This window comes from Oerskovia sp. NPDC060287 (genome assembly GCF_042726775.1).
Lineage (GTDB): Bacteria > Actinomycetota > Actinomycetes > Actinomycetales > Cellulomonadaceae > Oerskovia > Oerskovia merdavium.
The window spans coordinates 1-25,278 of record NZ_JBHXBO010000016.1 but is presented as its reverse complement, the minus strand read 5'-3'; the positions used below and the strand labels follow the sequence as shown (position 1 = coordinate 25,278).

The window sequence follows — 25,278 nt, the reverse complement described above, 5'->3', positions numbered from 1 at the left end:
AATTATTGAGTGCGTGGACTTGTGAGTTGTTAGTTCAGTTGGCTAGATCATCTCGTTTGCACCGAGAGGGCCGGGGGTTCGAGTCCCTCGCAACTCACCACGTTATTTTTGCAAGGTCTCCAGCGAAGAGTGCTGGAGATTCTTTTGTGTTAGGTCGCGGAAATCGCCGAGTCGATGACTGCAACCTGTGCTTCCTCGCGGCTACTTCCGTATGCCGCCGCGACGCGGTCTCGTGGGGATGGCCAGTCGCTTGTACGCGAAGTACATGACGTCGTCACTGACTCCGAACCGCAGAGCTACCTTGGCGATAGAGAGTCCCTGTCCATAGAGTCTCACGATCTCGTCCCGGCACTCTGGCCCGATAGCTGGCTTGCGAGCGGGGATGCCTTCAGCTCGGACGATGTCGTTGATGGAGGATCGGTTGAGATCGAACTCTGCCGCAAGCTCCTTGATCTGAGCACCCTGCCTGCGCCGCTCTGTCATCTGATGGCGAACCTCGGGCGTGACCTTCCGCTTGCCCCTCCCGCACCTGAGACTCTGCTGGTCGTAGAGCACGACGGCCTTGCCGGTGTCAGGGGAAGGGGCCGTGTCCGTGGCCGACTCGAACCTGTCGAGCACGCTCAGGATCGAGCCTCCGGAGGCGGCGTCCACCATCAGGGACGTCGGCAGTGCTCCTGGTACCGGGACCACGTCCTGCCGACGAGGCCCGCCTCGCCTGTGCCAAAGTGGGCGCATGGCATCTCGGCAGACCCTCGACGAGGCCGACCGTCGCCTGGTCGCACTGTGGGCCGCGGACTGCGCGGAGCGGGTCCTTCCCCTGTTCGAGGCCGAGGCTCCGGACGACGGGCGCGCGCGCGACGGGGTCGAGCGCGCACGGTCGTTCGGGCGCGGTGAGCTCGACACCGCCGGGGAGATCCGCCGCCGGTTCGTCGCGGGCCGGGCAGCGCAGTCGGCGACGACGCCCGCGGCCGTCGCCGCCGCACGGGCGGCCGGGCAGGCCTCAGGCGTCGCGCACATGGGTGCGCACGCCCTCGGAGCGGCCGCCTACGCGGCGAAGGCCGCCGCGCTCGCCGGCACCGACCAGGAAGCCGGCCGTCGTGCGGAGGTCCGCTGGCAGGTCGCGCACATGTCCGCGGGCGTCCGCACCGCTCTCGCACACCTGCCGCTGCTCGGCGAGGACTCCTCCGGTCCCCTGGGGGCGGGGTTGCTGGCGTCGGGGGTGCTCGCCACGACCATCCGCGAGATCCAGGCCGAGCTGGTGCGCGAGCCGTCGGCCGACTGACCGTCGCGCCTTCCACCCTCGGCCGCAGCGTCGTCGGGGCCCCGAGGTCGGGCGGTGCACCCGGCGTCGACGGGCTCCCACCGGGCTGGACGGCGGACGAACGGGCTGCCGCGACAGTCCTCCACTGACAGCAACGATGCGTGTCGGTGGCTTCTCCTACTGTGACGTCCGACGCCGCGCCGACGGAGCGCGGTCGCCCTCGGACCCCGGTCCGACGGCCCGGACGAGACGGCGGGAAGCACGTGTTCGAGAAGATCAAGGGTTGGCTCCAGGGAGGCGACGACGGTGCGGTCGAGGGCGGCGGGGCGCCGCTCGGGATCGAGAAGGCGCGGCGCGGCGCACCGTCCGGCAGGCTGGTCGACGGGCTGAAGATCCTGGACGCGGACACCCCGGGTCTCGCGGCGCGGGCGGTCGCCTACGTCCACACCGGAGAGGGCCCCGAGCTCGTGACCGAGCTCTCGCAGCGCGGCGACGACTCGACGGACCGCCTGCTCAACCGACCCGCGACGCTCGGCGTGTGGACCTACACGAGCCAGGCCCAGGACAAGGCCATCAAGGAGCGCGTGCCCGGCTGGAACGTGGACAAGAGCGCGACGGCCCGCAGCAACCTCTACACGCTCACCGAACCCGTCGAGGTCGAGGCGCTCGTCCGTCTCGGACGGCTCTTCGCAGCCGTCTCGCCCGACGTCTCGCGCGCCTCGGACCGGCTTCCTGCCTGGTTCGCGGCCCTGCTGACGGACGTCGCGAAGACGTGCGGCGACCGCCGCACCCGGGGCAAGGGTGACAAGCCCGGCATCCGCGACCGGTGGACGCCCGAGCTGCTGGTCGTGATCCTGCGCGACGGCGGCGTGGCCGAGGAGAGCATCCCGGCCGCCGTCGTGGCGGCGATCTTCGACCGTCCCGTCACGGCGGACTACTACGGCGACCCCCTCGCGGTGTTCGCGGCGCAGGCCGGCGTCGAGGACTACCTGGTCGCCCATCGCGACGAGGTCGTGGCCGTCGCCTCGCTGCTGCGCGCGACCGGCAAGGTCGAGCTGCTCCAGTTCCTGCGCGCCCAGCCCGCGGCGCGTGACGCGTTCGTCGGGGTCGTGGCGCAGCTCGCGACGGACAGCGCCAAGTCGGTGCGCGAGCAGGCCGCGGGCAACCTCGCGGCGCTGCCAGCCGCGCGCCAGGTCGAGCTTCTCGAACCCCTGCTCGCCACCATGCCCGCGAGCCGTCTCGGTGGGCTCGTGACCCACCTCGTGGGCGTCGAGGGCGGGCTCGACGCACTGCGACGCGCGCACGCCGCCGACGGCCGCGGCGCTCGCGGCACGCTGCTCTCGAACGCGCTCGAGCGCGCCACCGCCCTCGACGTCGAGACGGTCGTGGTCGACGAGCCTCTCGACCTCCCGCCCTTCACCCCGCTGCCCGACGCCGAGCTCGGCGAGCCGTTCGTCCGCTCGGCGCGCGACGCGGTCGACCGCCGCCTGGCCGCAGCCCGCAAGGAGCTCGAGGACCTCGAGGCGCTGCCCAAGGCCGAGGCTCAGAGCTGGCGGCTCTCGCACGCACGGGGAACGGTCAAGGACCTCTCGGCGATCACCGACGACCACCTTCGTCAGGTCGGCCAGTACCTCTCCGGCGCACTCACCAAGGTGCCGCCGCACAAGGTGCTCGTCGAGCTCCAGGCACCCGCGATCCGCAATCGCCTCGAGGGCCTGACCATGCTCCACGACATCCGCTTCGCGCGCTCGCACGGCGGGGGCCGGCAGCGGTACCCCTGGTACCAGCTCAACGCCACGTCCGACCTCGCGATGGACGTGCGGATCCTGGCCGACGGCGTCGAGCGCGCGGGCGTCCAGGACGCCGAGTCGGCCGTCGCGGAGCTCGTGTTCGACTCCTGGTTCGCCCGGGAGACGTTCGCGCCCGAGCACCTGTGGCCCTACTACGCCGAGCACCCTGCCGCGCTCGAGACCCACCTCGGTCTACGCCCCCCGACCAAGGTCGACAGCTACAGCCGCTCCGAGCGGCTCGAGGTCGCGCTCACGATCCTCGGTGGTTTCCCCACGATCCCGAACCGCTACCTCCCGCGCCTGGCCGAGCTCGCGCTCGGGGAGGGCAAGACGCACCGCGTCGCCGCGCAGAAGGTGCTCGAGTCGCACGCCGGTGCCCGCGACCTGGCCGAGCAGGGGCTGCGCGACGGCAAGACCGAGATCCGGGTCACGGCCGCCGTCTGGCTCCAGCGCCTGGGAGACCCGGCCGCGATCCCGGCGCTGCGTGCGGCGCTCACCAAGGAACGCCGCGAGGTGGCCCGCGCGGCGCTCCTCGGAGCGCTCGAGGCGCTCGGTGACGACATCTCCACGGAGATCGCCCCCGTGACCCTGCTCGCCGAGGCGACCAAGGGCCTCAAGGGCAAGGCCCCCGCGAGCATGGCCTGGTTCCCCGTCGACGGGCTGCCCCAGCTCCGGTGGGCCGCGGACGGGAAGCCCGTGCCGGCCGAGGTCGTGCGGTGGTGGGTCGTGCTCTCCGTCAAGCTCAAGGACCCCAGCGGGCTCGGCCTGGTCGCCCGCTACGTCTCGCTGCTCGACGAGCAGAGCCGCGCGGCGCTCGGCCGGTTCGTGCTCGACGCGTGGATCGGTCAGGACACGCGTGGCCCTTCCGCCGAGGAGAGCCGCGCCTATGCCGACCGCGAGGCCCAGCAGCGCTACGACCGCTACCAGCACTGGTACAAGCAGCACCCCCAGTACTACGAGGCAGAGGCCTCCCGGACGGTCGACCAGCACCACCAGGACGCTTTCCGCGAGCACCAGGCCAACTACCTCGGGTCGGCCATCAACGACAAGGGGCTGCTCGCCCTGACCGTCGGCATGCCGGGTACGGACCTGTCCCGTGCCGCCCAGCAGTACCTCAAGACGCACATCACCCGACGCGCGCAGATCGAGGCGCTCGTCCGGGCGCTCGCGGCCAACGGCGACCCGGCAGCCATCCAGCTCCTGCTGTCGGTCGCGCGCCGCCACCGGCAGGCCACGGTCCAGGCGACCGCTCAGGCCCTCGCCCAGGACCTGGCCGATCGCCGGGGCTGGTCCGCCGAGGAGCTCGCGGACCGCACGGTGCAGACCGCGGGCTTCGAGGACGACGGGATCCTGCACCTGCACCTCGGCGCGCGCGAGTACACGGGGCGCATCACGCCCACGTTCACGCTCGAGCTCACCAACGAGGCGGGCAAGGTCGTCAAGGCGTTGCCCGCGGCCCGGGTGGACGACGACGCCGAGCAGGTCAAGGCTGCCAAGTCGCAGCTCTCGGCGAGCAGGAAGGAGCTCAAGGCCGTCGTCGCGCTGCAGACGCAGCGCCTGTACGAGGCCATGTGCACCGGGCGCGAGTGGCCCGCGGCCGACTGGCAGGAGTTCGTGGCCGGCCACCCGATCATGTCGCGGCTCGCCGCCGGTCTCGTCTGGCTCGAGAACCCCGGTCCGGACCAGCGGGCGTTCCGCCCGGGCGACGGGGGAGCGCTGATCGACGTCGACGACGAGGACGTGACCCTCGCCGACGGGGCGACCGTGTCGGTCGCGCACGGGGTGCTGCTCGGCGCGGACCAGACCGACCGCTGGCGCGAGCACCTCGCCGACTACGAGATCAAGCCGCTGTTCGACCAGCTCGAGGTCGCGGTGCCCGTCACGGACCAGAAGGCGACGTCGATCGCGGACCGCCAGGGCTGGCTCACCGACAGCTTCACGGTGCGCGGCCGCGCGACCAAGCTCGGCTACGCGCGCAGCCAGGCGGAGGACGGCGGGTGGTTCTCGGGCTACGAGAAGGCGTACCCGAGCGTGGGGATCACCGCGATCATCGAGTTCACGGGCGCGTTCCTGCCCGAGGAGAACATCCCCGCGGCCCTCACCCAGCTGGTCTTCCGTCGCACCACGCGGGCCTACGGGCAGAGCGCCGAGGCGCGCCTCGCGGACCTGCCGCCCGTCCTGGTCGCGGAGTCCTACCGCGACTACCTGACCGTCGCTGCCGGTGGCAGCTTCGACGCCGAGTGGGAGAAGAAGAGCGCATGGTGACCACACCGACCGCCGCACCGAGCAGCACGCCCCCGGTCCTCGACCGCGAGGCGGCGCAGGAGATCCGCCCGCCCGCCGAGGTGCGGTTCGCGCACGAGCTCGCTGCTCTCGAGGCGGCCGACCGGGCCAGGGGAGCAGAGCTCCCGCCCGGCTGGCGGCTCAGCCCGCGGGCCGTCCGTGCCTTCGTCGTGGGCGACGCGGAGCTCGGGGTGCGCCGGAAGTTCTACGGCGACGACCCGCTCGTGGACCGTGCCGTCGTCTCCCTGCTGGGACGTCAGGGCCTCATGCTCGTGGGCGAGCCCGGCACCGCGAAGTCGATGCTCTCCGAGCTGCTCGCGGCCGCGGTGAGCGGCACGTCGAACCTCACCGTCCAGGGCACGGCCGGCACCACCGAGGACCACATCCGGTACTCGTGGAACTACGCGCTGCTCATCGCCGAGGGACCCAGCGAGCGCTCGCTCGTGCCGTCGGCCGTCCAGCAGGCCATGAGCGCCGGGAAGATCGTCCGTTTCGAGGAGATCACGCGCTGCGCCCCCGAGATCCAGGACACCCTGGTCTCGATCCTGTCGGAGAAGCAGCTCATGATCCCCGAGCTCGGGAGCGAGGCGCGGGTCTCGGCCCGGCCGGGGTTCAACGTCCTCGCGACCGCGAACCTCAAGGACCGGGGCGTGCACGAGATGTCGGCCGCGCTCAAGCGACGGTTCAACTTCGAGACCATCAAGCCGCTGACGGACCGCCAGTTCGAGATCGACCTCATCGAGGCGCAGCTGACCGCCGAGCTCGGTGCTCCCGCCGACCGCCCCCCGCTCTCGCGCGACGTCCTGGACGTGCTCGTCACGGCGTTCCAGGACCTGCGGACCGGGGCCACGAGCAACGGGGCGCCCGTCAAGCGACCCGAGACCGTGATGTCGACGGCCGAGGCCGTCAACGTCGCGGTCGCGGCCTCGCTCGAGGCCCGGTACCTCGGCGACGGCACCGTGACCCCTGCCGAGGTCGCACGCCAGCTCGCGGGCGTGGCCTCCAAGGGGGACGAGGAGGACGCCCGTCGGCTCCGGCACTACGTCGACAACGTGGTGCGCGAGCGTGCGCGGCGCGACCCGCGCTGGAAGTCCTTCCTCTCGGCGGCGGAGTCCCTGTGGCAGTAGCACCCGTGCCGGTGCGGGCGGCCTGGGAGCTCGCGCCCGAGCGGATGCAGCGTGCGGTTGCGGGCGTCGAGGCGCTGCGGGACGAGGGCATCTACCTCGCCCCCGTCCGGCACCACAGCCCGGCGTGCGCGCTCGCGGTCGAGGCGCTCCTCGACGAGGTGCGTCCCGCCGTCGTGCTCATCGAAGGGCCTGAGGAGTACGGCCGGCTGCTGCCCGCGCTGCTCGACCCCCGCACGCGCCCTCCCGTCGCCGTGCTGAGCCTCGGGACCGACGGCAAGGGGGCGGGGTTCTACCCCCTCGCCGAGTTCTCGCCCGAGTGGGTCGCGCTGCGCGCGGCCGACCGGCTGGGAGCGCAGGTCGCGTTCGTCGACCGGTCCTGGGCCGCGCGGGAGGGGGCCGCCGCGCCGGGTGCGTCGGACGCGCCCGACGCACCGGGCGCGCCCGAGGACGACGCGTTCGCCCGGACCCTGCAGTCCGAGCGCAACCTCGCGCACTCGCGGACCGTCGCGGCCATCGCGGAGCGTCTCGGGTGCCGCGACCACGACGAGGTGTGGGACCACCTGTTCGAGGCACGCACGCGCGAGCAGCTCACGGACTGGCGCGAGCTCTTCGACGACGTCTTCGCATGGGCGGCGCTCGCGCGCCTGGACTACGAGGAGGAGGTGCTCGACGCCGACGGGTCGCTCGCACGGGAGGCCCTCATGTCCGCCCGCGTCGCCGAGCACAGGGCTCGGGTCGAGGGGCCCGTGGTCGTCGTGACGGGCGCGTTCCACACGCTCGCGCTCGTCGAGGCGCTCACCGGGGCGCCCGAGGGTGAGGCGGTCGTGGGCCGCCGTCCGGCAGGCGGCTACGGCGACCCGGCCGCCGCCGACGCCTGGCTGATCCGCTACGACCACGAACGGCTCGACGGGCTGCGCGGATACGGCGCGGGCATGCCCTCGCCCGGGTACTACGAGCGTCTCTGGGCCGCGCACCGCGACCCCGCCGGGCCCTCGGCGCTCAGCACCGCGCTCCTCGTCGACGTCGCGGCCGCCGCCACGACCCGTGGCGCGCAGGTGAGCTTTGCCGAGGTGGCGTCGGCGGCCGAGCAGGCGCGTCGTCTCGCGGACCTGCGCGAGCGGCCGTGGCCGGGGCGCACCGACCTGCTCGACGCCCTCACCTCGTGCTTCGTCAAGGACGACGGCGGGCTCGACCTGGGCCTGGGACGTCCCCTCGGGCAGGCCGTCGCCGAGGTGTTCGGAGGCCGGGCACTGGGTGAGGTCCCGCCGGGGCTCGCGTCGCCACCGCTCGTCCAGCGCGCCCGGGGACAGGCCGAGGCGCTGCGGCTCGTCGTGACCGACTCGACGCCGCGCCGCACGCGCCTCGACGCCCGGCGCACGCCCCGGCACCGGGAGCGCCGGGCCTTCCTCGCGCTCATGGACTTCGTGGGGAGCGGGTTCGCGCACCAGGTCTCGGGTCCTGACCACGTGTCGGGCCGCGGTCTCGGGCTGCTGGTCGAGGAGTGGGAGTACGCCTGGACGCCGCTCGTCGAGGCCTCCCTGGTCGAGCTCTCGCACCAGGGGGCGACGCTCGAGGCCGTCGCGGTGCACCGCCTGCACCGGCTCGAGCACGAGCTCGCGACGACCGGCCGCTCGGCGCTCGGGGTTGCGCGACTCGTCGCGCAGGCCGTCGTCCTCGGGCTCACCGACCATCTCGACCGGCTCGTCGCTCTCCTGCGGGCCACGCTCGACGTCGACCCGTCGCTCGAGTCGGTCGTGGGCGGGCTGCACCGCCTGGTCGACCTGTGGGACGCGCGCGTCGAGCTCGGCCTGGACGAGCACGCCACCGAGCTCCTCGACCTGGTCGACCACGGCCTGGCGACCGCCGCCTACCTGGTCCCCGGCCTGGGGAAGGTCGACGCGGACGCGGAACCCGCGGCCGTGGGGACGCTCGTCTCGCTGCGAGACCTCTTGCGCGAGGTGCACCGCGCGGGCGATCGTCCCCACGTGCCCGACGACGGCGCGCGGGCTCTCGCGGACGCGCCCGGTACGGGCGGAGCACCCGGCCGCAGCGCACGAGGCGTCGAGCCCGTGCGCCGCGAGCTGGATCGCCTGCGCGAGGACCGCGGCACGGCCCCAGGAGTCCGGGGAGCCCTCGTGGGGCTCGCCGCGGTCGACGACGCCCTCGACGACGACGTGCTGGTCACCGAGGTGCGCGCCCAGCTCAGCCCCGGCGCGGACCCGGTCGCAGCGGTCCGCTTCCTCGGGGGGCTGCTGAGGGTGGCCCCCGATCTCCTGCTGCACACCCCCGAGCTGTTCGACGCGGTCCACGCCGGGCTGCGAGACCTCGACGAGGCCGCGTTCCTGGCCGTCCTGCCGGACCTGCGCCGCGCCTTCACGTGGCTCAAGCCCAGCGAGACGCACCGGCTCGCGCAGCAGGTCGCCGAACGCACGGGAACCCGCGCCGAGCGGATCGACGTTCACCTGACGGCGACCGAGCAGGACCTCGAGGCGGGCCTCGCGCTCGAGCGCGAGCTCACCGCGCTGCTCGACCGCGACGGCCTCGGCGCCTGGGGCGGCGGGGCGCGCCGCGCGCACGACGGCTCCACGGGCCCGGCCGCCGACCGGAAGCTCGACGACCAGGCCGACCACGACCTCCAGGAGAACCACTCGTGACCGCCCCGCACACCGACCGCGACAGCGCCCGCCGCCCCGGTGGTGGCGCCGCCGTCTCCGGGACCGACCATGCAGCCGGCCCCGCGACCAGCCAGGTGACCGACCAGGAGGCCGCTCGTCGCTGGCGGCTCGTCCTGGGCCGCTACGCCGCCCAGGAGCTCCAGCAGCGGCCGGGCGACGCAGGGATCGAACGCGCGCTGCAGTACCTCTACGACCGCGAGTACGTCGAGCGTGGTCACCGTCTGGGCAAGCAGCCGGGCGCTCGCGGCGGCGGAGGGAGCCTCGACCCCTCGGCGCTCAAGGCGCTCGACTGGCTCGGCCAGGCACGCACGCTCTTCCCGCGCGAGACGTTCGAGCGCATGCAGGTCGACGCGGTGAGCCGCTACCGGCTCACGGAGCTGCTCGCCGACCCGGCCGCCGCCGAGGCCCTCGAGCCCAGCCGTGAGCTCGCGACCGCGCTGCTGCAGGTTCGCGGCCGGCTCGACGATCGCGCCGCGGCCGGGCTCCGCACCGTGATCGCGCGCGTGGTCGAGGACATCGTGCGACGCCTGCGCCCCCAGTTCGCGACCGCCCTGAGCGGCCGCAAGGACCGGTCGCGCCGCTCGATGCACAAGGTCAGCCAGAACTTCGACGGCAAGCGCACGCTCCAGGCCAACCTCTCGCGCTACGACCCCGAGTCGGGCCGGCTGATCGTCCAGGACGTGCGGTTCGTGTCCCGGGCGCGTCGCACGCTCACCTGGGAGGTCGTGCTCCTCGTCGACCAGTCGGGGTCCATGGCGGCCTCGCTCCTGTACAGCGCGGTCTGCGCGGGCATCATGTCGGCCCTGCCAGGGATCACGGTGCGGCTCGCGGTGTTCGACACCAACGTGGTCGACCTGTCGCACCTCGCGCACGACCCGGTCGCGGTCCTCCTCACGGCCCAGCTCGGGGGAGGCACCGACATCGCCAAGGCCATGCGCTACGCCGAGCAGCAGGTGACGAACCCGAGCCGCACGGTCGTGGTGCTCGTGAGCGACTTCGAGGAGGGCGGGTCGGTGGCCCAGCTCCTCGCGTCGGTCCGGCGGCTCGCGGAGTCGGGCGTCCGGCTGCTCGGCCTCGCGGCGCTCGACGAGTCCGCCGAGCCCGTCTACGACCAGGGCACGGCGCGTCGTCTGGCCGAGAGCGGCATGCACGTCGCCGCGCTCACGCCCGAGCGGTTCGCCGAGTGGCTCGGGGAGGTGCTCGTATGACGCCCGCGTGGTTGGCCGTGTTCGCGGGGTACGACGACGCCGCGCTCGTCGCGCTCGGCAACGCGGGCCTGCTGCGGCGCGCCCGCAAGGACCTCGCCGGGGGAGAGGTGTCGCTCGCGTCGGAGTCCCCGGACGAGGTCGTGGTCGCCTGCGGGTCAGCGGTGGTCCGGCTCGGACCGAAGGGTCCGGTCGCCGCGTCGTGCTCGTGCCCGACGGCGGGCGTGTGCCAGCACGTCGTGGCCGCGTGCCTCTGGGCCCGCGAGCGCACGGACGGCGCGTCGCCCGAACCCGTCGCGGACGACGGCAGTCCTGGGGCCGTGGCGGCGGACGGTGGAACGGTCGACGGAGGCGGCGGACGCGGCGCCCCCGCGGGCCCCGGTCCCGGACCTGCCGAGACAGGCGAGGCTGCCGACCCTCTCGCCGCGCTCCTCGGCCTGACCCCGGCCGCGGTGTGCCGGGCCGCGGGCAAGGTGACCGTGCGGCGGGTCGTCGAGCGCCTGCCGAGCGTGCTCCTCGCGGGAGTCACGGAGGAGGGGAGCGGCATCACCGACGCGTGCGAGCTCGCGATCGACGGCGCACGGCTCACGATCTCGTGGCCGAGCGGCGGTCCGTCGACCAGCGTCGTCTTCGTCGCCCCCGCGGGGTACGGCGGCATGGTCGTCGCAGGGAGGTCGACCGCCGCCGACCAGGCCGCCGCACGCCTCGAAGCGGTCGTCCGGGTCTTCGCGCGCGAGGGCCGCGCCTGGTCGTGGCCCCACGAGATCGAGGTCGAGCGCTCGGGCGAGCTGACCACCGCGCAGCGGGCTGGGCTCGAGGAGGCGAGCGCCGTCGTCGGGCACGTGGTCGACGCCGGGCTGTCCCACCTCGGGGCCGACGCCGCCGACACGCTGCGCGGCGCGGCCGGGCGTGCCCGGCTCGTGGGCCTCCTGCTGCTCCACCGGCTCCTGCTCGTCGCCGCAGGTCTCGTCGACGGGCTCGCGTCGCGCGACGACGACGTGACCGAGGCCGACGCGCTGGGCGCGCTCGCCGAGGCGTGGGCGCTCGCGGCCGCGCTCCGGGACGCGCCTGCCGGGGCACTGCCGGACCTGGTCGGCGCTCCCGCCCGGAGAGGGCGCGGCACCGCGGCCGACGAGGTCGACGAACGGCCCGGGCGCCTCGTGCCGCTCGGGGTGCGGTGGTGGCGCGCCGCGAGCGGGGCGCGCGGCATGACCCTCACGGCCTGGGACCAGGAGCACGGCGTGGTGCGCACGGCCACTGCCGCGCGCCCGTCGGGAGCCGACCCGGCGTTCCGTCGCGACGTGGACCTGCCGATGCTGTGGGGGGCCTCGGTCGCGAGCGTCTGTGCGGGACCGTTCACGCTCGAGGCCCCCGAGGTCCGCCCCGACGGATCCCTCAGCGTCACCGCGCGCACGCGTCGCGTGGGGGGCGAGAGGTTCGACGTCGAGGAGCTGCGCACCATCGCCGGACGGCTCCAGGACACCGCGACCACCGGGGTGGTCGGCTTCGGTCGAGCGGCTCGCCGGGTGCGCCTGGTCATGGTGCGCGAGACGGGGGCCGTCGGGGTCGAGGAGGTGCGGCGCGAGGTCACCTGGCCCGTCATCGCGGCCGACGGCGCGACGCACGTCCTGCGCGTCGCGGTCGACCAGGAACGGAGCGTCGAGGCGCTGCTGTCGGTCGTCGCGTCGCGCCGACCCGTGGTCGCGGTCCTCGTCGAGCGCGAGCCGGGCGGGGGAGCGGACGAGCCCGTGGGCATCTTCCTGCGCGACGGCACGGGAGGGCTCGAGCTCTTCTCGCCCTCGATGTCGCCCGTGTACCGCACGGCGCCGGGCTGGACCGCGATGCGTCGCCTCACGGCGCGGATCGCCGCGCTGCGCAAGGCGTCGGCGACCACGCACGTCGCCGAGCCCGTCGACCGAGGGCCCGTCGTGCGGGTCTGCGAGCCTGCGCTCGAGGTCGTCGACTCCCTCGGGGCGACGGGCCGCCGTCGCCTCACGGGATGGCAGCACGAGGCGCTCACCACGCGCCAGCGCCTCGCCGGGGACCTCGGGATGGCGACCGTCGAACGATCCGTCGCGGACCTGCTCGCCGACCCCACGACGGAGAACGTGCTGCGGGCGAGGTTCGTGCTCGGTCGGGCGCTCGCGCTCACCGGACGGTAGGCCGGGGCAGGAGGAAGGCGCCCGGGCAGCGGGCCGGGGCGGTGGGCGAGGAGTGTCAGACCCGCAGGGCAGACTCTGCGTCGTGTACTCGGTCCCGCTCCGCACGTCGCCCGCCGACCCGGGCCTCGTCGACGTCCAGGACCTCGACACCCGCGGCGAGCCCCTCGCCGCCGCGCGACGGACCCGCTGGCCCGACGCGGTCCTCGGGCCCGTTGCAGCCCCGGCCGGACCGCCAGCACCCTCGACCCGCTGGGTCTGGGACGACACCAACCTCTGGTACCCCGCGGCTCTCGCCGCAGGTCGGCGCGTCGAGCGCGGCCACGACCTCCGGCTGTCCCGCGCGATCCTGCGGCACTCGACGCTGACCGCAGGCACGGCCCTCGCGCAGGCACCGCGCGACGCGTGGGACGAGATGGTCCCGGTACCGACCGCACCCGTCCCGGGGCTCGAGCGCCCCGACGCGCTCTTCGACCTCGGCGACCGGCGTGCCGTCTCCCCACCCGACCCGGGCGCGGAGCTGCGCAGGCAGCTCGAGGCCGTCGCGACGTCGTCGGGTCCGGGGCGGCTGCGCCTGCTGCTCGCCGCGGAGTCCGCGGGCGCCCTGGTGGCTGCCGAGATGAGCCACGCCGGGCTGCCGTGGCGCGAGGACCTCCACGACGCGATGCTCTCCGGGGTCCTGGGCCCCCGGCCACCCCTCGGCCTGCGGCCGGCCCGCCTCGAGGCGCTGGCCGAGCAGGTCCGGACCGCGCTCGACGCCCCCGCCCTCAACCCCGACTCGGCCCCCGAGCTGCTCAAGGCCCTCGAGTACGCGGGGGTCGGCGTGAAGTCGACCCGCAAGTGGGACCTCGAACGGGTGGACCACCCGGTCGTCGCACCCCTGCTCGAGTACAAGAAGCTCAGCCGCCTCCTGACGGCCAACGGCTGGAGCTGGCTCGACACCTGGGTGCGCGGCGGGAGGTTCCGGCCCGAGTACGTCGTCGGGGGCGTCGTCACGGGCCGCTGGGCCGCCAACGGCGGGGGAGCGCTCCAGCTCCCGCACCAGGTCAGGTCGGCCGTGGTCGCGGACCCGGGCTGGAAGCTCGTCGTGGCCGACGCGGCTCAGCTCGAGCCCCGCGTCCTCGCGGGGCTCTCGGGAGACCTCGTCATGGCCGAGGCCGGCCGCGGCGGCGACATGTACCAGGGCATCGTCGACGCGGGCGCGGTCGAGACGCGTGCGCAGGCCAAGATCGGGATGCTCGGCGCCATGTACGGCGGCACCACGGGCGAGAGCGGGCTCATGCTGCCGCGCCTGGCCAAGGCGTTCCCCCGGGCCCTGGAGCTCGTCGAGCAGGCCGCCCGCGCGGGCGAGCGCGGCGAGATCGTGACCACGCGACTGGGGCGGAGCTCACCCCCGCCCGGGTCGGGCTGGGAGGAGACGCAGGGCAGCGCGTACGACGAGTCCGCGTCGAGCGACGCCCAGTCCCGCGCCCGCAGCCAGACCCGCGCGTGGGGCCGCTTCACCCGGAACTTCGTCGTGCAGGGAACCGCCGCGGAGTGGGCGCTGTGCTGGATGGCCTCGCTGCGGGGACGGCTCGCCGCGATGCCGCAGGCCCAGGTCCCCGGCCGGGCTCCCGCGCCCTTCACCGAGCAGCCGCACATGGTGTTCTTCCTGCACGACGAGATCATCGTGCACGCCCCCGCCGAGCTCGCCGAGCACGTCGCGGACGAGATCCGGGCCGCGGGCACCGAGGCCGGGAAGCTGCTCTTCGGGGACTTCCCGGTCGACTTCCCGCTCACGGTCGCGATCGTCGACGACTACTCGCGGGCCAAGTAGGCGACGGGCGCTCACGGACGTCCCAGGACCTGGCGGACGACTGGTCAGAGATCGGCGCGCGGTTCGCCGCGGTACGTCCCGATGGACCAGAGGTTGCCCTCGGGGTCGGCGAGGACCAGCTCGCGGCTCCCGTAGTCGGTCTCACGCAGCGGGGCGACGATCGTGGCCCCGGCGCGCGTCGCCCGGTCCTCGATCTCCTCGACCCCGACGCCGCTCCCGGAGTCCCCGGCGACCACGTACCCCCCGAACGTGCCGGGCTGACGGGACCACTCGCCGTCGGGCTTGTGAGACCCCAGCATGATTCCCCCGCCGGGCGGCCAGTCGAGCTGCGCGTGCGCGACCCGACCGTCCTCTTCGGTCATGACGGTGTTGCGCCGGAAGCCCACGACGTCGACGAGGAAGTCGATCAGGGCGGGCGCGTCATGGGCCTGGAGCGTGGGCCAGACCTGTGCCTGTGGTGTTCTGTCGGTGTCCATGCCTTCAGCCTGCGCGCGGGGCACCGCCCCCGGCTTGGATGTTTGCGCGTTCCTCGACCAGCCAGGCGGTGGGGCTCAGGCCCGCGAAGGCGTGGAAGTCCCGCACCAGGTGGGAGTGGTCGGCGTAACCGGTGCGCACGGCGATCGCCGTGAGGTTCGGGCCCGACTGCGCCAGGGACCTCGCGCGGACGGCGTCCCGGGCCGCGTCGAAGCGGACCAGGCGGCAGGCGGCTCCCGGGCTCAGGCCGAGCTCGGCCGTGAACAGCGACGAGAGCTGGCGGGTGCTGAGCCACACGTGCGCGGCGAGGTCGGGCACCCGGACCCGCCCGCCCCGACGCACCACGAGCTGCCAGGCCTCGGCGATCTCGGCCCGCACCGGGCCGAGCGCGGGACGCCGGGAGTCCGCCGCGCGCCGCAGGGCGTCCTCCACGAGGACCAGCCGCTCGGCCCACGAGCCGGCCTCGCCGAGCCGTTCCCGGAGCGCGCGCGAGGCATCCCCGAGCACGTCGTCGGCGTCCGAGACGATGCCGAGCTCTCCGGCGGGCACGCCGAGCAGCGTGCGGGCGGCGAGCGGGTCGAGCGCGAGCTGGACGCCGGCCTGGTGCGCGGGCTGATGGATGTAGGCGGGGGTGGTGTGCAGGCCGCCCACGAGCGACTCGTAGCGGTGCAGCGGTGCGTCCGCACCGGGGCCGGTCGCTGTCGGGACCGGCCCGTCGGGGCTGATGACGAGCGTCAGCCAGGGGGAGGGCAGCCCGCGGTGGACCGACGGGGAGTCGTCGGCGATCTCGTAGCCCAGCATCGAACCGACCGCGGACGCCAGGGGACCGGTCGGCGAGGAGCGCACGTAGTGCTGGCTCATCCCTCCACCGTAGGACGTCCCGGAGGGTGGCGCCGCGGTCCGTGCCCGTGCCCCGGCTGGTGGCTGACCGGCCCGGGGAGGAGGTGACATGGCGAGGGGCGCCGGTCGCAGGGGATCCCTGCGCCCGACGCCCGTCTCGTCGCTCTGGTGCTACCGCCCGCCCTTGAGCGGGATCTTGACGAGCGTCCCGCCCGGGACCGGCTCGGGGGTCGGTGTTGGCGTGGGGCGGTGCCTCGCGGAGTCGGTCGGCGAGAGCAGGGCCGTCCCACCCGGTTCACCCGGCTCCTCGGGTCCGGTCGGCAGCCCCGCGAGCACGTCGGTGGTCACGTACAGCGCGGACGAGGTCCACTCGAGCGCGCCGGGCATGACGACCTCGGCGAACGGTACGGGCGTCGTGGTGCCCTTGCGGATCACCGAGATGCGGCTCGCGAAGAGCTCGGCGACGTACACGTCCCCCCGCGGGGAGACCGCGAGGTTGGTCGCCGTGAGCAGGCCGCCCGCGTAGAAGGAGACCGTGCCCCGCTGGCTCACGGTGTAGACCGCTCCGCGGGCTCCGAGCGAGGGGTCCTCGGGTCCGCCGGGCAGGAGCGAGACGAACAGGCGCCCGTCGGGGCCGCGCTCGACGTCGGTCGGGACGGGCTCGTTGTAGTACGTGTGACCGATCGTGCACTCGGGCATCCCGGTCGCCGCGGCGACCTCGGCGGTTACGGCCAGCGGTTGGGCGGGCAGGACGGCGACCGTGCGCACCGTGCCGCGCCGGTCGACCGACCAGATGGCGTTCGCCCCGGCGTCGGCGACGTACGTCGTGCCGTCGATCGTCGTGGAGGCGTACGGGTGCGAGAAGACCTCGCCCGGGTGGCTCGCGCCGCCGATCTCGGGCGGCACCTGGGCCGCGCAGTCCGGCGTGAGGTCGCGGAAGCCGTAGATCACGCCGCCGTCGGGGTTGGTGGCCTGCTCGTGGGCCCCGATGTCGGCGACCGTGCGGATCTTCCCGCGCTTGTCGCGCTCCTTGAGGAGCACGCTCGCGCCGTCGGGGGTGCCCTCGGTGAACAGGACGCGTCGCCCGTCGGTCGAGACCGCGCTGATCTCCGAGCCGGGGACCGCAGCCGCGTAGACGTTCTGCTGCCCGCGGCGGTTCACCTCGGTGACGAACCCGCCGAAGTTCTGGGAGACGTACAGCGAGCCGTCGTCGCCGAGCCCCGACGAGAGCGGGCCGAGCAGCCCGGTCGCGAGGGTCTGGGGGGCACCGGGGGTCGGCAGGCCACCTCCGCCTCCGCCGTGCCGGTCGTCGTGCGCCTGGGCGGGAGCCGCGCCGAGCGCGAGTGCCCCGACGAGGGCGAGCGCGATCCCGATCGTGCCGGTCCGCTGCGGGCCGCGCGTGGTGCGCGGCCGTCTGATGCTCTTGGTCTTCGTGATCATCGATTCTCTCCTCGGGCGCGGGACGTCGACGTCGGGCGCCCGTGGTCTGGGCCGCGCTGCGGGCAGGACCGTCCGTCGTGGACGGCCCGGTGCGCCCGGCGCTCGCCGGTGAGTGGAGTGCGGTGATGTGCGGTGCGTTGCGCACCGTGGGCACTGGCCTGACCGTGCCGGTGGACGCCTGGGCGTCGTCGCGAGGTCCGGCTCCCCTGCCGGACACACGTAGGGAGCGCTCCCAGGACCGTTCGTGACATCCGCCGGACCGCGCGCGGCGGATAGCCTGGTGCCCGTGACCGCACACCCCACGCTCGCCGACGTCGTCCGGACCCTCGAGTCGCTCTACCCGCCGTCGACAGCGGAGGGGTGGGACGCCGTCGGGCTCGTGACGGGCGACCCGGCCCAGCCGGTCCGCAAGATCCTCTTCGCGGTGGACCCGGTCGCGACGGTCGCCGACGAGGCGATCGAGTGGGGCGCAGACCTGATCGTGACCCATCACCCGCTCTTCCTGCGGCCCGTGCACTCGATCGCGGCGACCACGTTCAAGGGCTCGCTCGTGCACCGTCTGGTGCGGGCCGGCGTCGGGCTGTACGTCGCGCACACCAACGCGGACGCCGCGCCGCGCGGGGTCGCGGACGCGCTCGCGGACGCGATCGGTCTGGTGGACCGGACGCCGCTCGTCCCCTCGGGGCCCGACGACGGCACGCGCCCCGTCGAGACCGGCATCGGTCGCGTGGGACGTCTCGAGGAGCCGACGACGTTGCGCGCCTTCGCGCAGCGCGTCGCCGCCGCGCTGCCCGCGACCGAGCAGGGCGTCCGCGTCGCGGGCGACCTGGACGCGACCGTGAGCACCGTGGCCGTCGTCGGGGGCTCGGGCGACTCGCTGTTCGACGCCGTCCGCAGCGCCGGGGCCGACGTGTACGTGACCGCGGACCTGCGCCACCACCCGGCCTCCGAGCTGCGCGAGCGGGCCGAGTTCGAGGGCGGCGCGGCGGGCGGTCCGTTCCTCGTGGACGTCGCGCACTTCGCGAGCGAGTGGCCCTGGCTGCGCTACGCGGCCGCCGACCTGACGGAACGGCTCGCAGATGCGGGTACGGTGGAGACCCGCGTGAGCGTCCGACGGACCGACCCCTGGACCGCCCGGATCGGCTCCGCGCCCCGCGCCTGAGACGGCGCCCCACAACTGCATCGAAAGGAACGCCCCCTGTGACCACTGCACCCCCCGAGGACCAGCGACGACTGCTGGAGGTCCAGGCGCTCGACACCCGCCTGCAGCAGCTCGCGCACAAGCGCACCACGCTGCCCTCGATCGCCCGCATCGCGGAGCTCGACGCGCAGATCTCCGACCTGAGCACCTCGCTCGTCGCCTCCCGCACGGCCGTGAGCGACCTCAAGCGCGAGCTCACCAAGGCCGAGGGGGACGTGGAGCAGGTCCGCACCCGTGCCGCCCGCGACCAGACCCGCCTCGACTCGGGCCAGGTCGGTGCCAAGGACGCCCAGGCGCTCGTGGGGGAGCTCGCGTCGCTCGCCCGCCGCCAGGAGGTCCTCGAGGAGGTCGAGCTCGGCGTCATGGAGCGCCTCGAGGCGCACGAGGACGCGCTCGCCAAGCTCGACGCCGCGAACGACGAGCTGCTCGCCGCGAAGGCCGCCGTCGTGGCCGAGCGTGACGCCGAGCTCGCGCAGCTCGACGCCGAGGTCGCGACCGTGACGGCCGCGCGTGCTCAGGCCGTCGAAGGGCTCGACGGGGGCCTCGTCACGCTCTACGACCGGCTCCGTGCACAGCTCGGCGGTCTGGGCGCTGCCGTGCTCAGCGGCCGCCGCTGCGAGGGGTGCCGCCTCGAGCTCAACCCTTCCGACGTCGAGATCATCAAGGCCAAGAGCCCCGACCAGGTCGCGCGCTGCGAGGAGTGCTCGCGCATCCTGGTGCGGCTCGACGCCTGACGCGCTGCTGGCGGCTCCGGCCGGTGCTGCCGACACTTCCGGTTGGCTGGAACTGATGGGACCTGCCGGCGCTGCTGGCTGGCCTGCTGGTTCTGCTGGCTGGCTGGCCGGCCGGCCGGAGTGATCGACACGACCCCGTCCCTCATGGGGCGGGGTCGCGCTGTTTCCGGTGGCTTCGGTGCCGAGCACGAGGTTGCGGTCGTCGTGACGGACTTGGCGGCCTCAAGGTCGTGCTCGAGTGCGCGCAACGTCGTTCTCGGCGTGCGGTCGTCGTTGTGGCGCTCGCTCGTCTGCCGGGTGTGCGGTGGGCGATGCCTGTGGCCGGACTCCTGGAGCTGAACATCTCGTCGGTGCCGAGCATGCGGTTGTCGTCGTGATTCGGGGCCAGGGGGACGGCAACCGCATGCTCGTGGGACGCCAACCGCATGTTCGGGGAGGGTGGGGGCTTGGTCGAACCGTCGGCGTGGCCCGGAGGTCGGATGGCGGTCGACCATCGTGGTCGGCGCTCGCCGGCGTCGACGGCGCCCGGTTGTCCACAGCCTGGGACGGGGGGTGGTGGGGTGGTGGTTTGACCCGTTAGGTTCCTGGGAGGTGGGGGGCGGTGTGGCCCTGTGCCGGAACCTACCGAGGGGGCAGGGATGGGTTGGCAGGGGTTGCACAGGGCTGCCGCGCGTGCGCGCAAGGGAGCGCATCGCGCTGAGCGCAGACGTGACGATGGCAGCTGGGGTCGGTCGTGGTCGGTGGGAGCGATTGCGCTGGTGATCGGCATGGGAGTGGTCCTGGGGGGCTGCTCGACGCCTGCGCCCGAGGTGGAGAAGACGCCGCCGGTCGTGAGCCAGGCTCCGAGCCCCACGCCGACGCCGACCCCGACCCCGACAGGGCCCGTCAAGCCCGAGCGACCCGCTGACATGGACCGCACCGACGAGGTCGGGGCAGCAGCGGCAGCGACGTACTTCTTGGAGCTCTATCCGTACGTGATGGCGACGGGCGACTTTGTCGAGTGGGACGCAATGACATGGGCCGAGACCTGTGAGTTTTGCACCATCGTTCGGGCCGAGAGCGTGACAACCAAGGAGAACGGACACATCTACACGGGTGCAGCGCTTGAGCTTTCGGCGGTAACTGTAGGAGCGCTTGACACTTTGATCGGTGGCTATCCGGTGACAGCGAATTACATCCAATCGCCGCATCGCGAGGAAACACGCTCTGGTGTGATTGTTTCCGAGGACGATGGGAGTGCAGGACGACTCCAGATCGACACCCTTAGCACCGATGAGGGATGGAAGATTCTTGCACTCATCGTGGCGGACTGACGTGAAGTTGCGGAGGCTAGTCGGAACCGTCTCGATTCTGCTCTTGCTGTACCTCGTGGGCGTGTCAGGCGCGTGGGCCGACGATGATGGAGTGCTTGGCGGTCAGGCGCAGGAAGATTCGATCCTCGTCCGTGCGATCGACGTCTCTGCCGACGGCACCGCCCATCGTCCGAAGAACTCCGACGGAACCCCCGCGTCCTCCGAGTACCGGCGGATGCCCGCAGCTCTGTGCCACAACGCTGACTTCACCACGACCAAGGGCCAGATCGGGTCGTGCGCAGACAGCGAGGTCGAGGGGGAGTACCAGGTCTCGTGCCAAGAAGGCGAGATCGCTCTGGAGCCCATCTTCGTGCAGACCTGGACCAACAACCCGGACGGAACCATCACCGGCCTGACCGGCTGGACCTTGCTCAACGAGGGCGACTGCCTGACCGCGGTCGATCTCGCACCGTTGGCCGAGATCGAGTTCCAACGCCTGACGATCACGCCGTCACCGGTCACGGTCCAACCCCCGGACGGGTGGACCCTGGTCAACCTCGAGACCATCACCTACACCACCCCCACCCCGCAGACCTTCGCCGCGACCCTGCTCGGCATCCCGGTCACGATCGAGGCCACCCCCACGACCTACACCTGGGACTACGACGACGGCACCACCCCGACCCAGACGACCGACCCCGGCGCCCCCTACCCCGCCCAGAGGGTCTTCCACACCTACACGAACGAGGGCACGGCCACCATCACTCTCGACACCACCTGGCAAGGACGCTTCCAGATCACCGGCACATCGACCTGGACCCCCATCACCGGCACCGCCCGCACCACCGCCGCCGCCCCACCCCTGACCATCTACGAGGCCCGCTCCCGCCTCGTCACCGACCCCCTCGACTGACCCGAGCCAGACACGCCCACCTCGACGCTGTTCGACGCCGCGACCAGCACCAGGAACACTGAGGTGCCGGGTGGCGCTCCTCGGCACCGGAACGTCGCCAGGCGGCGATCTCCGCGCCGACGATTCCAGGACCGCCGATCCCGCGGCCAGGAGGAGCCGGTCGACCCGCGGCCGAGAACCGGGCGCCGGATGAACGAGCGAGACGGACGTGGAGGAACAGCATGGGTAGGTCGTTGATCGTCGAGGCCGACGGCGGGTCGCGTGGCAACCCCGGACCGGCGGGTTACGGCGCGCTCGTGCGCGACGCCGCGACGGGAGCGGTGCTGGCCGAGCGGGCGCGCTACCTCGGCATCGTCTCGAACAACGTCGCCGAGTACTCGGGGCTCGTCGCGGGCCTCGAGGCCGCGCGTGGCATCGACCCCGAGGCACGGGTGCTCGTGCGCATGGACTCCAAGCTCGTCGTCGAGCAGATGTCCGGTCGATGGAAGATCAAGCACGACGACATGCGGCGCCTCGCCGCCGAGGCAGCCCGGGTTCTTCCGCCGTCCCAGGTCTCGTACGAGTGGGTGCCGCGCGCCGACAACTCCGCAGCCGACGCGCTCGCCAACGAAGCCATGGACACGGGGGGCACGATCGCGCGCGACTACCTCGACGCAGACGCGCCCGCGGGCGTCGAGCGCACGCGCCAGGACGACGACGCCCACCAGGGCAACGGAACCGCGTCCCGACCCGGTGAGGAAGAGGATCGTGACGCAGGTCGTCCCGGCGCTGCCGACGCTGCTCCCGCGTTCGACACGCCCTCACGCCCCTCGGGGGCCCGTGCGCGGTTCGACGGCGCCGAGCCGCTCACGGTCGTCCTGGTCCGCCACGGTCAGACACCGCTCACGGTGGCCGGCGCCTACTCGGGCTCCTCGGTCCCTGGCCCGTCGCTGACCGCGCGGGGCCGGGTGCAGGCCGCGCAGGCCGCCGACCTGGTCTACCGCATCGGTCGCGACCGCTGGACCGACCTGCCGCGCCCGTCCGCGATCGTCGCGTCCCCCATGGTGCGCGCTCAGGAGACAGCACGGGCGGTGGGCCGCCGTCTTGGCCTGCACGTCGGGACCGACGACCGCTTCGCCGAGGTCCACTTCGGCGAGTGGGAAGGCCTGACCGCCCCGCAGATCGCGGAGCGGTGGGACGGGCATCCGGAGAGGTGGCTCGCGTCGGGCACCGAGGTCGCGCCGGGCGGGGAGTCCATGGCAGACGTCGGCGACCGGGTCTGGGCCGGCCTGCAGGACCTGCTGGCCCGTGGCACGGGCCGGACCGTGGTCGTGGTGGGGCACGCGGTGCAGGTGCGTGCCGCGGTCGGCCGGGCGATCGAGGCGCCGCCCTCCCGGTGGGCAGGCTTCCGGGTGCCACCGGGATCGGTCAGCATCCTGCGGCTGTGGGCCGACGGCGCGACCGAGCTGACCGTCGTCGGATGCCCGAGCGAGCCGTAGGCCCGCCCGCAGCGGCCAGCCCCCGGTACGGTGCCGAGCACGAGGTTGCAGTCGTTCTGAGGTCCTCAGCGTTCGCAACCTCGTGCTCGACCGCACGGAACCTCGTGCTCGACCGTACGGAACCTCGTTCTCGGCGACCGACCTCACGCCCAGGCGCCCGGATCGGTCGAGCAGGAGCAGAAGGTCCGCGCAGGCAGAAGATCGCGCAGTCGCAGGGGGGCCGAGCAGCCGCAGAGGGGCACGGTCCTGACGCTCAGGCCACGCCCGCCGATCCACGCCCCCCACCGCACGCCACCCCGAGGGGATCAGGAGACGACGAGCTCCAGCGTCGAGGCGCCGCGCGCCCCGGGTAGCAGGGTCGCGTCGAGCAGCTCGGTCCCGACCAGCTCGTACGCGGCCTTGAGCAGCTCCTCGCCCGAGTGGACGGGTTCGGCACGGGTCAGCAGGTGCCCCGTGAGGACGCCGCGCGTGTGCTTGGCGTTGTGCGAGACGACGCTGCGTCGGCCGTCGAGCTCTCGCAGCACGCGCACCGCGACGTGCTCGGCGCCCGCAGGCACCTTCCACGCGGCGGCATAGGGCGCCGACCGGCAATCGATCACGACGTCGCCCACGGCCCGGGCGTCGAGCGCCGCGGCGAGGAGCGGGCGCCACGACGGGGCCAGCGCGCCGAACGGAGGAAGCTTGGTCCCCATCGACAACCGGTAGGCAGGGATGCGGTCGGCGGGGGAGACCGCACCCCACAGGGCTGACACGATCCGGACCGACTCCTCGGCCCGGGCAGCCGCGGCAGGCGGCAGGTCGGCCAGCCCGGCCGCTGCGTACAGGACGCCGCTGTACACCTGGGAGGCAGGTGCGGCGGGGGCCGTGGGAAGCGACACGTTGCGCGCCACCTCGTCGGCCAGCCCGCTGCTCACGCCCAGGACGTCGAGCGCGTCGGGCCGCCTGCTCGCGGCGACGAGCGCGCGGAGCACGGCCTTGCGGTGCCGGGTGAGCGACGGCGAGCCGAGGGCCGAGAGATCGACGGGAGCTCCGTCGTCGGGCACGGACTTTCCCTCGGAGGGCGGCAGGAGCAGAAGCACACCGCCACTCTAGGGCGGACTCGCACGGCCACGGCCCGCGGCGGGGCGTGGCGATGGTCACCCGTGGCGGACCGCTCGCCCCGGCACTAGGTTGTGCCGCATGGTTCAGGTCAAGGTCTACGGCACCCGCACGGTCTGGGAGATGAAGCGCGAGGACATCTCCGACGCGATCCACCGGGCGGTCGTCGGGGCCTGGGGGCTGCCCGAGGAGAAGCGGTTCCACCGCTTCCTCCTCATGGAGGACGGCGACCTGATCGCGCCGCAGCGCAGCGACGCGTACCTCGTCATCGAGGTCGTGTGCTTCACGGGTCGCTCGCGCGAGGCCAAGCGGGCGCTCATCGCCGCGATGTTCGACGACGTCGCGCCCTTCCTGGGGCTGGCGGCGGACGACCTCGAGGTCGTCATCCTCGAGAGCCCGCCCGAGAGCTGGGGGATCCGCGGCAGGAGCGGCGACGAGCTCGCGCTGGGCTACCGCGTGGACGTGTAGGCTGCGGGAGCGGATGAGTCGGTCAGACGGCCGCGTCGGTGCCCTCGTGGCACCGCCGAGGAACGTCCGGGCTCCACAGGGCAAGGTGGTGGGTAACGCCCACCCGGGGTGACCCGCGGGACAGTGCCACAGAGAACAGACCGCCTCCCACGGCCTCGGCCGTGGGCGGTAAGGGTGAAACGGTGGTGTAAGAGACCACCAGCGGGCCAGGTGACTGGTCCGGCTAGGTAAACCCCACCTGGAGCAAGGTCAGACAGGAAGCGTTCGAGGGCTGCTCGCCCGAGCTTCCGGGTAGACCGCTGGAGGCGTGCGGCAACGTACGTCGTAGATGGATGGCCGTCACCCGCGCGGGGGCAACCGCGCGCGGGGACAGAACCCGGCGTACCGACCGACTCATCCGCCCTCACCCGTCCGGCGACCCCGCCTCCTCTGTCGCCCGCACCGCCCCCTGCGTAGGCTGGCTGGATGAGGATCGTCGAGTGCTTGGCCCCCGTGCTGGGGCAGTGGCAGGGCGTCCACCGTCAACGGCTCCTGCCCACGGACGAGTTCGTGGCGTCGGACGCCACGGCGTCGGTGACGGTCACGGCCCGCGAGTTCGTCTCGCTCGCCTACACGTGGTCCGACGGCGACGCGCCCCAGGAGGGGCTGCTCCTCCTGAGCGGCGGCTCGGGTCCGGAGGGGGTCTCCGCTGTCTGGGTCGACTCGTGGCACTCGTCGCCCGCCTGGATGTTGTTCGCCGGGTCTGTCGGCGAGGACGGCGTGGTCCGGCTGACCGGGAGCTATGCCGCACCGGAGGGGCCGGACTGGGGCTGGCAGATCTTCGTCGCGCCGGTCGAGGGTGGCGGCGGACGGATGACCATGCTCAACCTCGTGCCGGGTGAGGCACCCTACGAGGCGGTCGAGGGGGGGGGCGGCCCCCCCCGCGGAGGCCCCACCCCGGAGCGGCCCCCCCCCCCCCCCGCCGCGCCCCCCCCCGCCCCCCCCCCCCCACCCCCCCCGCCCCCCCCCCCCCCCCCCCCCCCCC

General features: G+C 73.6%; 18 protein-coding genes, 1 tRNA gene and 1 other RNA gene. 15 read left to right on the top strand and 5 right to left on the bottom strand.

The window, feature by feature from the left end; all coding sequences use genetic code 11:
* Positions 1-23 precede the first annotated feature (23 nt).
* Positions 24-100: transfer RNA gene (locus ACFWFR_RS02895), tRNA-Ala, on the top strand.
* Positions 101-201: 101 nt separating this feature from the next.
* Here the strand turns inward: ACFWFR_RS02895 and ACFWFR_RS02890 are convergent.
* Positions 202-654: a helix-turn-helix domain-containing protein gene (locus ACFWFR_RS02890; protein ID WP_377621066.1), complete on the bottom strand. Its 453-nt coding sequence runs from the start codon at positions 652-654 to the stop codon at positions 202-204.
* 79 nt (positions 655-733) lie between these two features.
* Here ACFWFR_RS02890 and ACFWFR_RS02885 point away from each other — a divergent pair, with 79 nt between their 5' ends.
* The 7 genes from ACFWFR_RS02885 to ACFWFR_RS02855 all read left to right on the top strand — a co-directional run bounded on the left by ACFWFR_RS02885 (position 734) and on the right by ACFWFR_RS02855 (position 14,316).
* Positions 734-1,282, top strand: a complete 549-nt coding sequence (locus tag ACFWFR_RS02885) for a putative immunity protein (RefSeq protein WP_191805557.1) — start codon at positions 734-736, stop codon at positions 1,280-1,282.
* Positions 1,283-1,524: 242 nt separating this feature from the next.
* Positions 1,525-5,316, top strand: coding sequence for a DUF4132 domain-containing protein (locus ACFWFR_RS02880; protein WP_377621065.1), 3,792 nt, complete (start codon positions 1,525-1,527; stop codon positions 5,314-5,316).
* Positions 5,310-6,461, top strand: coding sequence for an AAA family ATPase (locus ACFWFR_RS02875; RefSeq protein WP_377621063.1), 1,152 nt, complete (start codon positions 5,310-5,312; stop codon positions 6,459-6,461). Before ACFWFR_RS02880 ends, ACFWFR_RS02875 begins: the two co-directional genes overlap by 7 nt.
* The gene (locus ACFWFR_RS02870; RefSeq protein ID WP_377621062.1) at positions 6,452-9,115 is read left to right on the top strand and encodes a DUF5682 family protein; all 2,664 of its coding nucleotides are present in this window, start codon (positions 6,452-6,454) and stop codon (positions 9,113-9,115) included. Before ACFWFR_RS02875 ends, ACFWFR_RS02870 begins: the two co-directional genes overlap by 10 nt.
* Positions 9,112-10,344: a VWA domain-containing protein gene (locus ACFWFR_RS02865; protein ID WP_377621060.1), complete on the top strand. Its 1,233-nt coding sequence runs from the start codon at positions 9,112-9,114 to the stop codon at positions 10,342-10,344. The genes ACFWFR_RS02870 and ACFWFR_RS02865 overlap by 4 nt, the downstream gene beginning before the upstream one ends.
* Positions 10,341-12,503 (top strand): hypothetical protein, encoded by a 2,163-nt coding sequence (locus tag ACFWFR_RS02860; protein ID WP_377621059.1) that lies wholly within the window; start codon positions 10,341-10,343, stop codon positions 12,501-12,503. Before ACFWFR_RS02865 ends, ACFWFR_RS02860 begins: the two co-directional genes overlap by 4 nt.
* 82 nt (positions 12,504-12,585) lie before the next feature.
* Positions 12,586-14,316, top strand: a complete 1,731-nt coding sequence (locus ACFWFR_RS02855; RefSeq protein WP_377621057.1) for a bifunctional 3'-5' exonuclease/DNA polymerase — start codon at positions 12,586-12,588, stop codon at positions 14,314-14,316.
* Between the two features lie 44 nt (positions 14,317-14,360).
* On the opposite strand, the gene ACFWFR_RS02850 is transcribed toward ACFWFR_RS02855, so the two are convergent.
* From ACFWFR_RS02850 to ACFWFR_RS02840, 3 genes are all read right to left on the bottom strand, one after another.
* Positions 14,361-14,792, bottom strand: coding sequence for a VOC family protein (locus tag ACFWFR_RS02850; RefSeq protein ID WP_377617121.1), 432 nt, complete (start codon positions 14,790-14,792; stop codon positions 14,361-14,363).
* Positions 14,793-14,796: 4 nt separating this feature from the next.
* The gene (locus ACFWFR_RS02845; protein ID WP_377621054.1) at positions 14,797-15,651 is read right to left on the bottom strand and encodes a helix-turn-helix domain-containing protein; all 855 of its coding nucleotides are present in this window, start codon (positions 15,649-15,651) and stop codon (positions 14,797-14,799) included.
* A 150-nt stretch (positions 15,652-15,801) separates the two neighbouring features.
* Entirely contained in the window at positions 15,802-17,070 is a 1,269-nt protein-coding gene (locus ACFWFR_RS02840; protein WP_377621051.1) for a ScyD/ScyE family protein, read from the bottom strand.
* A gap of 286 nt (positions 17,071-17,356) precedes the next feature.
* Between ACFWFR_RS02840 and ACFWFR_RS02835 the strand changes: the two genes are divergently transcribed.
* The 5 genes from ACFWFR_RS02835 to ACFWFR_RS02815 all read left to right on the top strand — a co-directional run bounded on the left by ACFWFR_RS02835 (position 17,357) and on the right by ACFWFR_RS02815 (position 22,688).
* Positions 17,357-18,232 (top strand): Nif3-like dinuclear metal center hexameric protein, encoded by an 876-nt coding sequence (locus ACFWFR_RS02835; protein WP_377621049.1) that lies wholly within the window; start codon positions 17,357-17,359, stop codon positions 18,230-18,232.
* A 38-nt stretch (positions 18,233-18,270) separates the two neighbouring features.
* Positions 18,271-19,005 carry a zinc ribbon domain-containing protein gene (locus ACFWFR_RS02830; RefSeq protein ID WP_377621048.1) on the top strand — a complete coding sequence of 245 codons (735 nt, stop codon included), beginning with the start codon at positions 18,271-18,273 and terminating at the stop codon, positions 19,003-19,005.
* 638 nt (positions 19,006-19,643) lie between these two features.
* Entirely contained in the window at positions 19,644-20,318 is a 675-nt protein-coding gene (locus tag ACFWFR_RS02825; protein ID WP_377621046.1) for a DUF6318 family protein, read from the top strand.
* A gap of 91 nt (positions 20,319-20,409) precedes the next feature.
* Positions 20,410-21,210 carry a hypothetical protein gene (locus tag ACFWFR_RS02820; RefSeq protein WP_377621045.1) on the top strand — a complete coding sequence of 267 codons (801 nt, stop codon included), beginning with the start codon at positions 20,410-20,412 and terminating at the stop codon, positions 21,208-21,210.
* 221 nt (positions 21,211-21,431) lie between these two features.
* Positions 21,432-22,688, top strand: a complete 1,257-nt coding sequence (locus ACFWFR_RS02815) for a bifunctional RNase H/acid phosphatase (RefSeq protein WP_377621043.1) — start codon at positions 21,432-21,434, stop codon at positions 22,686-22,688.
* A 305-nt stretch (positions 22,689-22,993) separates the two neighbouring features.
* On the opposite strand, the gene ACFWFR_RS02810 is transcribed toward ACFWFR_RS02815, so the two are convergent.
* Positions 22,994-23,767 (bottom strand): YaaA family protein, encoded by a 774-nt coding sequence (locus ACFWFR_RS02810; protein ID WP_377621041.1) that lies wholly within the window; start codon positions 23,765-23,767, stop codon positions 22,994-22,996.
* 100 nt (positions 23,768-23,867) lie between these two features.
* Here ACFWFR_RS02810 and ACFWFR_RS02805 point away from each other — a divergent pair, with 100 nt between their 5' ends.
* On the top strand, positions 23,868-24,254 hold the full coding sequence (locus ACFWFR_RS02805; RefSeq protein WP_056651087.1) for a tautomerase family protein: 387 nt from the start codon (positions 23,868-23,870) through the stop codon (positions 24,252-24,254).
* Between the two features lie 14 nt (positions 24,255-24,268).
* Positions 24,269-24,654, top strand: an RNA gene (gene rnpB / locus ACFWFR_RS02800) — RNase P RNA component class A.
* The last annotated feature ends 624 nt before the right edge of the window (positions 24,655-25,278 follow it).

Excerpts from the sequence above, each read along its gene's own strand:
- ACFWFR_RS02890 (WP_377621066.1), bottom strand. The coding sequence starts at position 654 with ATGGTGGACGCCGCCTCCGGAGGCTCGATCCTGAGCGTGCTCGACAGG.
- ACFWFR_RS02885 (WP_191805557.1), top strand. The coding sequence starts at position 734 with ATGGCATCTCGGCAGACCCTCGACGAGGCCGACCGTCGCCTGGTCGCA.
- ACFWFR_RS02875 (WP_377621063.1), top strand. The coding sequence starts at position 5,310 with ATGGTGACCACACCGACCGCCGCACCGAGCAGCACGCCCCCGGTCCTC.
- ACFWFR_RS02860 (WP_377621059.1), top strand. The coding sequence starts at position 10,341 with ATGACGCCCGCGTGGTTGGCCGTGTTCGCGGGGTACGACGACGCCGCG.
- ACFWFR_RS02850 (WP_377617121.1), bottom strand. The coding sequence starts at position 14,792 with ATGGACACCGACAGAACACCACAGGCACAGGTCTGGCCCACGCTCCAG.
- ACFWFR_RS02845 (WP_377621054.1), bottom strand. The coding sequence starts at position 15,651 with ATGAGCCAGCACTACGTGCGCTCCTCGCCGACCGGTCCCCTGGCGTCC.
- ACFWFR_RS02840 (WP_377621051.1), bottom strand. The coding sequence starts at position 17,070 with ATGATCACGAAGACCAAGAGCATCAGACGGCCGCGCACCACGCGCGGC.
- ACFWFR_RS02825 (WP_377621046.1), top strand. The coding sequence starts at position 19,644 with ATGGGTTGGCAGGGGTTGCACAGGGCTGCCGCGCGTGCGCGCAAGGGA.
- ACFWFR_RS02815 (WP_377621043.1), top strand. The coding sequence starts at position 21,432 with ATGGGTAGGTCGTTGATCGTCGAGGCCGACGGCGGGTCGCGTGGCAAC.
- ACFWFR_RS02805 (WP_056651087.1), top strand. The coding sequence starts at position 23,868 with ATGGTTCAGGTCAAGGTCTACGGCACCCGCACGGTCTGGGAGATGAAG.